Origin of the sequence: Mesorhizobium sp. M7A.F.Ca.CA.002.04.1.1, assembly GCF_004022805.1 — a bacterium.
Taxonomy (GTDB): Bacteria; Pseudomonadota; Alphaproteobacteria; order Rhizobiales; family Rhizobiaceae; genus Mesorhizobium; species Mesorhizobium ciceri.
Map to the genome: position 1 here is coordinate 1 of NZ_RZPL01000088.1, position 11764 is coordinate 11764.

An 11764-nucleotide genomic window follows, 5' to 3' on the forward strand; every position below is an offset into this window, starting at 1 on the left:
CGTTGGCGCCACGCCGATCACACCGAACGAGTCGACGACGCTGGCGTTGATTGCCCTCAACGCGGCTTTCGTCCTGATTCTTATCGCGCTGGTCGGGCGTGAGGTGCACCGCATCCTGATGGCGCGCCGGCATGGCAAGGCCGCTTCGCGGCTGCATGTGCGCATTGTCGCCATGTTCGCCCTGGTTGCCGCCATTCCGGCCATCATGGTGGCCATCATCGCGTCGATCACGCTCGACATCGGCCTCGACCGCTGGTTCGAGATCCGCACCAAGACGATCGTCAATTCGTCGCTGTCGATCGCCGACGCCTATGTTCAGGAAAATGCCCGCAACCTGCAGGGTACGACACTGTCCATGGCCTATGATCTCGATGCGTCACGCACACTCTACGGCCTTGATCGTACCGGCTTTCTCGACCTGATGAACAAGGAAGCCGTGGGCCGTTCGCTGGCTCATGCGGCGCTGATCAAACCTGACGGCTCTTTCGTCATGAGCGCCAAGACCGACACGGATTTTGCCATGCCTGAGCCGCCGGAAGGCGCCGTGGCCAGCGCTGCCGACGGCAAGCCGGTGCTGATCGAGCCGAAAACGCGCAACATCATGGGCGCCATCGTCAAGCTGCGCGAGATCGAAGGGCTCTATCTCTATACCATTCGCCTCGTCGATCCGGAGGTCATCAAGGCGCGGCAGATCGTCAGGTCCAACACCGACGAATATCGGGGGCTGGAAGACAACCGCCGCACCTCGCAGGTGGCCTTCGCGCTGCCCTATCTTTCGCTCACCCTCATCATCATCCTGTCCGCGATCTGGACCGGCATTGCGGTCGCCGACCGTCTGGTGCGGCCCATTCGCCAGCTCATCGGCGCCGCCGACGAAGTGGCGACCGGCAATCTCGACGTCGCGGTTCCGGTCAGGCCCTCGGACGGCGATGTCGCCTCGCTCGGCGATACGTTCAACAAAATGCTTCTCGAACTGAAATCGCAGCGCAACGAGATCCTGTCGGCCAAGGACCTGATCGACGAGAGGCGACGCTTCTCCGAAGCCGTGCTTGCCGGCGTTACCGCCGGCGTCATCGGCGTCGATCCCTACGGCATCGTCACCATCGTCAACCGCTCGGCCGAAGCGATGCTGGCCATATCCGCCAGCGCAGCCCTTGGGCAGAACCTTTCCGCCGTGCTGCCGCATGTCGGCCGCGTCTTCGAAATCGGCCGCAAGTCCGGCAAACCCGTCTATCGCGAGCAGGTGACCTTCTACCGCGCCGGCGCCGAGCGGACCTTCAACGTTCAGATCACCATCGAGGCCGGCGATGACGGCTCGGAGGAAAAGTCCTATGTCGTGACGGTTGACGACATCACCGACCTGGTCCAGGCGCAGCGCTCGTCGGCTTGGGCGGATGTGGCGCGGCGTATCGCCCACGAGATCAAGAACCCGCTGACGCCGATCCAGCTCTCGGCCGAACGCATCAAGCGCCGCTATGGCAAGGTGATTACCGAGGACCGCGAGGTTTTCGACCAGTGCACCGACACCATCATTCGTCAGGTCGAGGATATCGGCCGTATGGTCGACGAATTCTCGGCGTTCGCGCGCATGCCGAAGCCCGAGATGAAGGCCATAGATCTGCGCGAATCGCTGCGCGAGGCCTCGTTCCTGGTCGAGGTCAGCCGCGCCGACATCACCTTCGAGCGGACCTTCGGCAGCGAGCCGCTGAAGGGCACGTTCGACAGCCGGCTGATGGCGCAGGCTTTCGGCAATGTGATCAAGAACGCCGCCGAGGCAATCGACGGATTGGAACAGAAGGATGGTTCGCACGGCATAATCCGGATTCAGGCCGGGCGCCAGAATGGTGTGATTCGAATCGACGTCATCGACAATGGCAAAGGCCTGCCGCGCGAGAATCGCCAACGGCTGCTCGAGCCCTACATGACCACACGCGAGAAGGGCACCGGACTTGGCCTCGCTATCGTCAAGAAGATCGTGGAGGACCATGGTGGCAGGCTGGAACTACACGATGCTCCTGCGGACTTCCACGATGGGCGCGGCGCGATGATCAGCATCATCCTGCCGCCTGCGGCCGCAACGGCTCCGCGCGGCGAAAGCAGGGCGGAAAACGAAAGAGAAACTGAAAAGGTCGGTAATGGCGTCTGATATTCTCATCGTCGATGACGAGGAAGACATCCGTGAACTCGTCGCGGGCATACTGAGCGACGAAGGTCACGAAACCCGCACGGCATTCGATGCCGACAGCGCGCTCGCTGCTATAGCTGATCGCGCGCCGCGGCTGATTTTCCTCGACATCTGGCTGCAGGGCTCGCGTCTCGACGGGCTGGCGCTGCTCGACGAGATCAAGACGATGCATCCGACCTTGCCGGTGGTGATGATTTCCGGCCACGGCAACATCGAAACGGCGGTCTCCGCCATCCGTCGCGGCGCCTATGACTTCATCGAAAAACCGTTCAAGGCCGACAGGCTGATCCTTATTGCCGAACGTGCGCTCGAGACCTCGAAATTGCGGCGCGAGGTTTCCGACCTCAAGCTGCGCAGCGGTGAAACCTTCGATCTGATCGGCATGTCGTCGGCGATGAGCCAGTTGCGTCAGACCATCGAACGCGTCGCGCCGACCAACAGCCGCGTGATGATCATCGGCCCGTCTGGCTCGGGCAAGGAACTGGCCGCGCGCGCCATCCACACGCTGTCGGCGCGCAAGGGCGCGCCTTTCGTGACGCTGAGCGCCGCCAACATCACGCCCGAGCGTATGGAGATCGAACTGTTCGGCACCGAATCGAATGGCGTCGAGCGCAAGGTCGGCGCGCTCGAGGAGGCCCATCGCGGCATCCTCTACATCGACGAGGTGGCCGACATGCCGCGCGAGACGCAGAACAAGATCCTGCGCGTGCTGGTCGAGCAGCAGTTCGAGCGGGTAGGGGGAACCAAGCGGGTCAAGGTCGATGTCCGCATCATCTCTTCCACGTCGCAGAACCTCGAAGCGATGATCGCCGACGGGCGTTTCCGCGAGGATCTTTACCATCGCCTCGCGGTGGTTCCGGTCATCGTGCCGGGATTGGCCGAGCGGCGCGAGGATATTCCCTACCTCGTCGACAATTTCATGAAGCAGATCGCCCGCCAGGCCGGCATCAAGCCGCGCCGCATCGGCGACGACGCGCTGGCCGTGCTGCAGGCGCACAACTGGCCGGGCAACGTTCGCCAGCTGCGCAATAATGTCGAGCGCCTGATGATCCTGGCGCGCGGCGACGACGTCGATGCGCCGATCACCGCTGATCTGTTGCCGGCCGAGATCGGCGATGTCATGCCGCGCACCCCGAATCAATCCGACCAACACATCATGGCGCTGCCGCTCCGCGAAGCGCGTGAGCAGTTCGAGAAGGATTACCTGATCGCCCAGATCAACCGGTTCGGCGGCAACATCTCGAAAACCGCCGAGTTCATCGGCATGGAGCGCTCCGCTCTGCATCGCAAGCTGAAGTCCCTGGGCGTCTAAGCGCGACGTCCGACCAGCCGCGCGTGGTCCAACCATTTGCCGGTTACGCCCGCGGTGGAATCGCATAAGAAAGCCCGAGAATTTCTGAGGGGTCGCCAATGCCGCGCATTGCCTATGTCAACGGGCGCTATGTCACGCACGCCGACGCTGCCGTGCATATCGAGGATCGCGGCTATCAGTTTGCCGACGGTGTCTATGAGGTCTGCGAAGTGGCGCGTGGCTTCATCGTCGACATGCCGCGCCACCTGGCCCGGCTGAACCGTCCGCTGACCGAATTGTCGATCGCCTGGCCGGTCACCTCTCACGTGCTGCCGCTCATTCTGCGTGAGGTGGTCAATCGCAACCACGTCGCCAATGGCCTGGTCTACGTGCAGGTGACGCGCGGCGTGGCCAGCCGCGACTTCGTCTTCCCTTCCGCCGACACCAAGCCTTCGCTGGTGGTAACCGCCAGGAAGGCCGATCCTGCCGCTGGTGCAAAGCGAGCCGAGACAGGCATCGCCGTCATCACCGTGCCGGAGAACCGCTGGGACAGGGTCGACATCAAGACTGTCGGGCTGCTGCCCAATGTCTTGGCCAAGCAGAAGGCAAAGGAAGCCGGTGCGCAGGAAGCCTGGTTCGTCGACACCGAAGGTAACGTCAAGGAAGGCGGCTCGTCCAACGCCTGGATCGTCACCAGGGACGGCGTTCTGGTCACCAGGCCGGCCGAGCATGGCATCCTGCGCGGCATCACCCGCACGACCATGTTCGAAGTGGCGGCCAAGCTTGGCCTGAAGATCGAGGAGCGCGGCTTTTCCGTCGCCGAGGCCAAGACGGCACGCGAGGCGTTCATCAGTTCCGCAACGACGATCGCCATGCCGGTGGTGACCATCGATGGCGACACGGTCGCCAATGGGCACCCCGGCTCAATAACACTTTCGTTGCGGCAAGCCTTTTTTGACATTGCGGAAAAAAGTCCAGCCTGATAACCGCACAGGTGGAATGAACATCAATATATCTCGTTCTGCTTGTCGTTACTGACGACAAGACGGTGTTTGCGAGCTTGACATGCGCCCGTTAATTTGGCGCATTGGCTTGCAAACCGAAGGGGATCGGCGAAAGACAAGAACAATGGCGGAACGATCGCAAAACCTTCAGGACCTGTTCCTGAATTCAGTTCGCAAGAGCAAGAACCCGCTCACCATCTTCCTCATCAACGGCGTGAAGCTGACCGGCGTGGTCACTTCGTTCGACAATTTCTGTGTCCTGCTGCGCCGCGATGGTCACTCCCAGCTCGTCTACAAGCACGCCATTTCCACGATCATGCCGAGCCAGCCGGTTCAGATGTTCGATGGCGAGGAAAGCCAGGGCGCCTGATTGGCACGTGAGAAAGACGCGGACGCCACCGTTCGCGGGAAACCAGCGCATCACCCCAGGACTGAGGCCAAGGGCCCGACCCGGGCCGTGGTCATTGTGCCCGTCCTTACCCGCCACCAGCGCAACGACGACGAGACCAACCGCCCGCGGCTGATGCGTTCGGCTGATGCGCGTCACGACGAGGCCGTTGGCCTTGCCCGCGCCATCAACCTTGATCTGATTCACACCGCGGTGGTGACCGTCAACGATCCGCGCCCGGCGACGCTGCTCGGCAGCGGCAAGGTCGCCGAGTTCGCGGAAATCGTCAAAGAGGGACATGCGGAAGTGGTCGTCGTCGACCATCCGCTGACCCCTGTGCAGCAACGCAATCTCGAGAAAGAGCTGAACGCCAAGGTGCTGGACCGCACCGGGCTGATCCTCGAGATATTCGGCGAGCGTGCACGCACCAAGGAAGGCACGCTGCAGGTCGAGCTCGCCCATCTCAACTACCAGAAGGGCCGCCTCGTGCGTAGCTGGACCCATTTGGAGCGTCAGCGCGGCGGCGCCGGATTCCTTGGGGGCCCCGGCGAAACACAGATCGAATCCGACCGGCGGCAGTTGCAGGAAAAGATCATCAAGCTGAAGCAGGAGCTGGAAACGGTGCGGCGCACGCGCGACCTGCACCGCGCCAAGCGCAGGAAGGTGCCGTTCCCGGTGGTGGCGATCGTCGGCTACACCAATGCCGGCAAGTCGACGCTGTTCAACCGGCTGACCGGGGCGGATGTGCTGGCACAGGACATGCTGTTCGCCACGCTCGACCCGACGCTGCGCCGCGTGCGCCTGCCACATGGCACGCCGATCATCCTCTCCGACACGGTCGGCTTCATTTCGGACCTGCCGACACATCTGATCGCGGCTTTCCGCGCCACCCTGGAAGAGGTGGTCGAGGCCGACCTCGTGCTTCATCTGCGCGACATTTCCGATCCGGACACGGCCGCCCAGGCCGAGGATGTCGAGCGTATCCTTGCAGATCTTGGCGTTGACGCTGGTGATGCCAAGCGGGTGATCGAAGTGTGGAACAAGATCGACCGGCTCGACGAAGGCAACCGGACCCGGCTGCTTGCAGACGGCGCCGATGCCAACAAGGCGCCGCCGATTGCGGTGTCGGCGGTGACCGGCGAGGGCATCGATGCGCTGAAGGCGATCATCGAAACGCGGATGGCGGGCGAACTCGAAGACCTCACCGTGACGATCGAGCCGGCACAGTTCGGCCTTGTCGACTGGCTTTACCGCAATGGCGATGTGGTTTCGCGAAGCGACAATGACGACGGCAGCGCCACCATCTCGCTGAAGGCCACGCAAAGCGCGCGCGAAGAGATCGAAAACAGATTGCGTCGTAAAAACAACGGATAATCCGGAGCAGTTCCAGGAAAAGTGTATAGCGGTTTCCGTCGGGAGTTGCCCGAAAAGAGAGACTACTTCGCGGTCTTTGCTTCCTGCCAGAGCGCTTCCATCTCGGCCAGATCAGCCTTGTCCAGCGTGTTGCCGGCTTTCTCCAAAGCCTGCTCGACATAATGGAAACGTGAGCGGAATTTCTCGTTGGTGCCGCTCAGCGCTGCTTCCGAATCGAGCTTGAGGTGGCGACCGAGATTGACGACGGCAAACAGCATGTCGCAGAACTCGTCCTTGATCGAGGCGGTGTCGCCCTTGGCCAGCGCCTCGCGCAATTCGCCGATCTCTTCCTCGATCTTGTCGAGGATGGGTGCTGCCTCGCTCCAGTCGAAGCCGACGCGGGCGGCCTTCTCCTGAAGTTTCAGCGCCCGGGTCAGCGCGGGCAGGGCGACCGGCACGCTATCCAGAAACCCCTTGCCATTGTCTTCGGGATCGAGACCGCGCGCGAGGCGGGCGCTTCGTTTCTCTGCCTTCTCTTCTGCCTTGATCTTTTCCCACATGCCCTTGGCCATGCCGGCGCTGCGGGCCTTTTCGTCGCCGAAGACATGCGGATGGCGTCGGATCATTTTCGTCGTGATGGCTTGCACCACATCGGGGAAGGCAAACTCGCCGGCCTCCTCGGCCATTTGCGCGTGGTAGACGACCTGCAGCAGCAGATCGCCGAGTTCGTCGCGCAGATCGTCGAGGTCGCCGCGCGCGATGGCATCCGCGACCTCATAGGCCTCTTCGATCGTGTAGGGCGCGATGGTCGAGAAATCCTGTTCGATATCCCAGGGACAGCCGGTCTTCGGCGCCCGCAGCGCCGCCATGATCTCGATCAGGCGCGAAATGTCTTTCGATGGCGTCATAGGGCTGATGCTATCGCGCGGCCGGCCGCGCGGCCAACGCTGTCAGCCGGCGAGAGTGCCTTGTCCACAGGCGAGCCACGTCAGTCGAGCACCGAGACGATCGCTTTGGCGAGGTCGTCCATGCCGTCCTCGGGCAGGCCGGCGACATTGATGCGGCTGTCGCCGACCATGTAGACGCCGTGCTCGGCGCGCAGCCGTTCGACTTGCGCTTCGGTGAGGCCAAGGCGGGAGAACATGCCGCGATGGCTGGCGACGAAATCGAAGCGGTCGGAATTGGATTGCCGGCGCAGGGCTTCGGAGAACTGGACACGGAGTCTCAGCATGCGCAGCCGCATCTCTTCAAGTTCGGCTTCCCAGTCTGCACGCAAGGCGGCGTCCTCCAGCACGATGCGTACGGCTGCTGCCCCGTGGTCCGGCGGCATCGAATACATGGCGCGCGCCGCCGACAGCATCTGGCTCATCGCCACATCTGCCTGTGCGCCGTCCTTGGCCAGGATCATTGCTGCGCCGACGCGGTCGCGGTAGACGGCGAAATTCTTCGAGCAGCTCGACGCGACGACCATTTCCGGAACTTTCGCCGCCAGCAGGCGCAAGCCGAGGGCGTCGGCCTCAAGGCCATCGCCAAAGCCCTGATAAGCGATGTCGACGAACGGCAGCAGCGCGCGCTCGACGACCAGATCGGTAACGGCTGCCCACTGTGCCGCATCCAGATTGGCGCCGGTTGGGTTGTGGCAGCAGCCATGCAGCAGCACGACGTCGCCGCTCTTTGCGGTCCGCAGGGCCGCCAGCATGTCGTCGAAGCGAACAGCACCCGACGCGGCGTCGAAATACGGGTATTCACGGATCTGCAGGCCGGCGGCGCGCATCACCGGCATGTGGTTCGGCCAGGTCGGGTCCGACAGCCAGATGGTTGCGTCCGAACGCGTCCGCTTCAGCAATTCCGCCACCAGCCGCAGCGCGCCGGAGCCGCCGGGCGCCTGTGCGGCGCGGATGCGCGTCATGTCAGCGCCCGGACCGAAGGCGAGCTTGGCCATCACCGTGTTGAAGCCGGTATCGCCGGCAAGGCCGAGATAGGTCTTGGTGTCCTGGGCCTGCAGCAGGCGCTTTTCCGCCTCGCGCACGGCGCGCATAACCGGCGTCTTGCCGTCGCGATCCTTGTAGACGCCGACGCCGAGATCGACTTTGTCGGGGCGCGGATCGGCGCGATAAAGGCCGATCAGGGCCAGGATCTTGTCGGCGGGGGCGGGCTGCAGGGTCTCAAACATCGATAGGGCTCCAATGGCGGCGGAGTGATACGCAAATCGGTCGCGTTTCGCCAGCGGTTTTAGCTAGGTGCTCCAGCCCGAGACGGCTGGGAAGCCTGCCCTGCGCGCTCATGGATGAGGGTTTGAAGGGAAACCTATTGATGCGCGTCGGAAATGACCAGCCGGCACGAGCAGAGCGATCACGCCATCCTCTGCGCCGGCATGAGCGCTTCCGTGCGTAATTTCGGCTTTGCCTCGGCCAGCGGTCAGCGGTCAGCCCCCGCCGGGCCTGTCTTTCACAGCCTGCCGCAACAGCCAGGCGACCGCGCCCAGCACCATCAAGGCCAGCCCGAACCATGTCAGGGCATAGACCAGATGGTTGTTGTGGAACGAAACGACCGTCAGGCCGCCGACCGGCCACCCTCCCGGATTGGGCGTGGCATCGGCATCGATGAAATAAGGAGCGACCTGCCCGATGCCTTGCTTGGCGGCGATCGCCTGTACATCGCGCGAATACCAGCGGTTGGCAGCCGGATCGTTGGTGCGCAGGAAGCCGCCTTTCGGTTCGCTGATGCGCAACAGGCCATGAATTCCGGTGTGATCGCCCGAGGGCTTGCCTGCGAAGCGGGTTGCCGGATCGCGCTTGTCCGTCGGCACGAAGCCCCTGTTCACCAGAATCGTGAAGCCATCATCCGCTCGGAACGGCGCCATTACCCAGAAGCCACCGCCGAGATCGGTGACCGCCTGGACCAGGGTCTCGCGATCACCGAGAAACCGGCCCGTGACGACGAGGCGGCGATACTCGTCATCCCTGGCGTTGATCGCTGGCCAGGCCGAAGGCGCCGGGGCGGCCACGGGTACTGCCTTGAGACGCTGGTCGACACGCTCGATCAGGTCGAGCTTCCAGACGCGGCGCTCCAGCTGCCAGATACCGAGCGCCGAGAACCCTGCGATGCCGATGGCTCCGCAAAGGCAAAGCATCAATAGCGTCCATCTCGAACGCGTAACCCTTTGGCCGTCGCCTGTATTCGGATGCGGTGTCGTCCGCGCCTGTTCGTCCAAAGCCAGGTCCCTCTCTCAGGGTATCTGACTCATGTCATGGCCGGGCATCATGTTGACGTTCAGATGGTACATGACCCAGAGCGAGCCCGTCAGCGCGATCATCACCAGGATGAGGGTGAAGATCAGCGCCATCATGGTCCAGCCGCTCTCCGACCTGGTGTTCATATGCAGGAAGAACACCATGTGGACGATGATTTGCACGACGGCGAAGGCCATGATGGCAATCGCCGACGCCATCTGATTGCCGAGCGCGTTGGTCATGACCAGCCAGAAGGGAACGGCGGTCAGCACGACGGACAGGCCGAAGCCTGTCAGATAGCCGGCCAGCGAGCCGTGATTGACGCCGTGATGCGCGTGGCTGTGGTTGCTGGTGTCTGTTTGGTGCCCGGCGCTCATCGCAACATTCCCATCAGATAAACGAAGGTGAAGACGCCGATCCAGATGACGTCGAGGAAGTGCCAGAACATGCTCAGGCACATCAGGCGCCGCTGGTTCGCGGCGATCAGCCCATGCCTGGAGACCTGCACCATCAGCACCACCAGCCAGACCAGGCCGAAGGTGACGTGCAGGCCATGCGTTCCGACCAGCGTGAAGAACGACGAAAGAAAGCCGCTGCGCTGCGGCGTCGCCCCCTCGTGGATGAAATGGGCGAATTCGTAGAGTTCGATGCCGAGAAAGGCGAGGCCGAACAGGCCGGTGATCACCAGCCACACCTGCATCGGCCTCACTCGCCCTTTCGCCATCTCCAGCATCGCGAAGCCGTAGGTGATGGAGGACAGGAGCAGCATGGTGGTGTTGAGCGCGACCAGCGGAAGATCGAACAGGTCCTTCGGCGCGGGCCCGGCGGCGTAGTTGCCACCGAGCACGCCGTAGACTGCAAACAGCATCGCAAAGATGAGGCAGTCGCTCATCAGGTAGATCCAGAAGCCGAGCATGGTGCTGCTGCCGCTCTCGGCATGGCCGTGGTCGTCTTCCAGGTGGAAGATCGTGTCGTCGATCACCGTGTCGGCGTGTGCCATGGTGCTCATCCCGCCTGGCTGGTGGCTGCGAGCAGGCGTGTCCGCTCGTCCTCGACGCGGGTGACGTCGCTGGACGGAATGTGGAAGTCCCGGTCGTAATTGAAGGTATGCGCGATGGCGTAGCCGATCAGAGCAACGAAGCTCACGATCGCCAGCCACCAGATGTACCAGATGAGCGCCACGGCAAGCACCACGCTCAACCCAGCCAGAATGACGCCGGCTCCGGTGTTGCGCGGCATGTGGATGTCGTGGAAGCCCGTCAACGGACGCTGGTAACCGCGATTCTTCATGTCCGCCCAGGTGTCGAGATCGTGGACGACCGGCGTAAAGGCGAAATTGTAGGCCGGGGGCGGCGACGAGGTTGCCCATTCGAGTGTACGCCCGTCCCACGGATCACCGGTGTCGTCGCGAAGCTGCTCGCGCCGGCGCACGCTGACGAAGATCTGGATGAGGAAGGACAGGATACCAAGGAGGATCAGGAAGGCGCCAAAAGCGGCGATGATGAACCAGATCTGCAGCGAGGGATCCTCGAAGGTGCGTAGCCGGCGCGTTACGCCCATCAGGCCGAGGATGTACAGCGGCATGAAGGCGAACCAGAAGCCGACCACCCAGAACCAGAAGGACATCTTTCCCCAGAACGGATCGAGCCGGAAGCCGAATGCCTTGGGGAACCAGTAGCTGATACCGGCAAACAGGCCGAACAGCACGCCGCCGATGATGACGTTGTGGAAATGCGCGACCAGGAACAGGCTGTTGTGGAGCACGAAGTCGGCCGGCGGAACGGCGAGCAGCACGCCGGTCATGCCGCCGACGGTGAAGGTCAGCATGAAGGCGACTGTCCACATCATCGGCAGTTCGAAGCGGATGCGGCCGCGGTACATGGTGAACAGCCAGTTGAATATCTTGGCGCCTGTCGGGATCGAAATGATCATCGTGGTGATGCCGAAGAACGAGTTGACGCTCGCTCCCGACCCCATGGTGAAAAAGTGATGCAGCCAGACGAGATAGGACAGGATGGTGATGACGATGGTTGCGTAGACCATCGAGGTGTAGCCAAAGAGCCGCTTGCCGCAGAAGGCCGAGGTCACTTCGGAAAATATGCCGAAGGCCGGCAGGATCAGGATGTAGACCTCGGGGTGGCCCCAGATCCAGATCAGGTTCACGTACATCATCGGATTGCCGCCGAAGTCGTTCGTGAAGAAGTTGGTGCCGACATAGCGGTCGAGAGCCAGCAGGGCCAGCACCGCCGTCAGCACCGGGAAGGCGGCGACGATGAGCACATTTGTGCAGAGCGCGGTCCAGGTGAAGAT

Annotated in this window: 11 protein-coding genes; 5 read left to right on the forward strand and 6 right to left on the reverse strand. The window is 62.7% G+C overall.

Annotation, left to right across the window (positions count from 1 at the left end; genetic code table 11):
• The 5 genes from ENZ75_RS07155 to hflX all read left to right on the forward strand — a co-directional run.
• A partial coding sequence (locus tag ENZ75_RS07155; protein WP_164887751.1) for a PAS domain-containing sensor histidine kinase occupies positions 1-2146 on the forward strand: 2146 nt, incomplete at its 5' end.
• On the forward strand, positions 2136-3497 hold the full coding sequence (locus tag ENZ75_RS07160) for a sigma-54 dependent transcriptional regulator (protein ID WP_013531496.1): 1362 nt from the start codon (positions 2136-2138) through the stop codon (positions 3495-3497). The genes ENZ75_RS07155 and ENZ75_RS07160, both read left to right, overlap by 11 nt.
• Before the next feature lie 98 nt (positions 3498-3595).
• A complete protein-coding gene (locus ENZ75_RS07165) occupies positions 3596-4459 on the forward strand; it encodes a D-amino-acid transaminase (RefSeq protein ID WP_128277995.1) in 864 nt (287 codons plus the stop codon).
• Positions 4460-4604: 145 nt separating this feature from the next.
• Entirely contained in the window at positions 4605-4850 is a 246-nt protein-coding gene (gene hfq / locus ENZ75_RS07170; RefSeq protein WP_006202172.1) for an RNA chaperone Hfq, read from the forward strand.
• On the forward strand, positions 4851-6242 hold the full coding sequence (gene hflX, locus ENZ75_RS07175; protein WP_063168044.1) for a GTPase HflX: 1392 nt from the start codon (positions 4851-4853) through the stop codon (positions 6240-6242).
• A 62-nt stretch (positions 6243-6304) separates the two neighbouring features.
• Here the strand turns inward: hflX and mazG are convergent, their stop codons facing one another.
• The 6 genes from mazG to ENZ75_RS07205 all read right to left on the reverse strand — a co-directional run.
• Positions 6305-7129, reverse strand: coding sequence for a nucleoside triphosphate pyrophosphohydrolase (gene mazG / locus ENZ75_RS07180; RefSeq protein WP_063168043.1), 825 nt, complete (start codon positions 7127-7129; stop codon positions 6305-6307).
• 80 nt (positions 7130-7209) lie between these two features.
• Positions 7210-8394: an amino acid aminotransferase gene (locus ENZ75_RS07185; RefSeq protein ID WP_063168042.1), complete on the reverse strand. Its 1185-nt coding sequence runs from the start codon at positions 8392-8394 to the stop codon at positions 7210-7212.
• 252 nt (positions 8395-8646) lie between these two features.
• Complete coding sequence (locus ENZ75_RS07190) at positions 8647-9354, reverse strand: SURF1 family protein (protein ID WP_063168041.1); 708 nt, start codon at positions 9352-9354, stop codon at positions 8647-8649.
• A 96-nt stretch (positions 9355-9450) separates the two neighbouring features.
• Positions 9451-9831: a cytochrome o ubiquinol oxidase subunit IV gene (gene cyoD, locus ENZ75_RS07195; RefSeq protein ID WP_013531503.1), complete on the reverse strand. Its 381-nt coding sequence runs from the start codon at positions 9829-9831 to the stop codon at positions 9451-9453.
• Positions 9828-10454: a cytochrome o ubiquinol oxidase subunit III gene (cyoC, locus tag ENZ75_RS07200; RefSeq protein WP_013531504.1), complete on the reverse strand. Its 627-nt coding sequence runs from the start codon at positions 10452-10454 to the stop codon at positions 9828-9830. Before cyoC ends, cyoD begins: the two co-directional genes overlap by 4 nt.
• 5 nt (positions 10455-10459) lie before the next feature.
• On the reverse strand, positions 10460-11764 hold a 1305-nt coding region (locus tag ENZ75_RS07205), incomplete at its 5' end, for a cbb3-type cytochrome c oxidase subunit I (protein ID WP_206617019.1).

What these genes read in the sequence shown, in the direction of transcription:
- ENZ75_RS07160 (WP_013531496.1), top strand. Translation starts at nt 2,136, where the DNA reads ATGGCGTCTGATATTCTCATCGTCGATGACGAGGAAGACATCCGTGAA.
- ENZ75_RS07165 (WP_128277995.1), top strand. Translation starts at nt 3,596, where the DNA reads ATGCCGCGCATTGCCTATGTCAACGGGCGCTATGTCACGCACGCCGAC.
- hfq (WP_006202172.1), top strand. Translation starts at nt 4,605, where the DNA reads ATGGCGGAACGATCGCAAAACCTTCAGGACCTGTTCCTGAATTCAGTT.
- mazG (WP_063168043.1), bottom strand. Translation starts at nt 7,129, where the DNA reads ATGACGCCATCGAAAGACATTTCGCGCCTGATCGAGATCATGGCGGCG.
- ENZ75_RS07185 (WP_063168042.1), bottom strand. Translation starts at nt 8,394, where the DNA reads ATGTTTGAGACCCTGCAGCCCGCCCCCGCCGACAAGATCCTGGCCCTG.
- ENZ75_RS07190 (WP_063168041.1), bottom strand. Translation starts at nt 9,354, where the DNA reads ATGCTTTGCCTTTGCGGAGCCATCGGCATCGCAGGGTTCTCGGCGCTC.
- cyoD (WP_013531503.1), bottom strand. Translation starts at nt 9,831, where the DNA reads ATGAGCGCCGGGCACCAAACAGACACCAGCAACCACAGCCACGCGCAT.
- cyoC (WP_013531504.1), bottom strand. Translation starts at nt 10,454, where the DNA reads ATGGCACACGCCGACACGGTGATCGACGACACGATCTTCCACCTGGAA.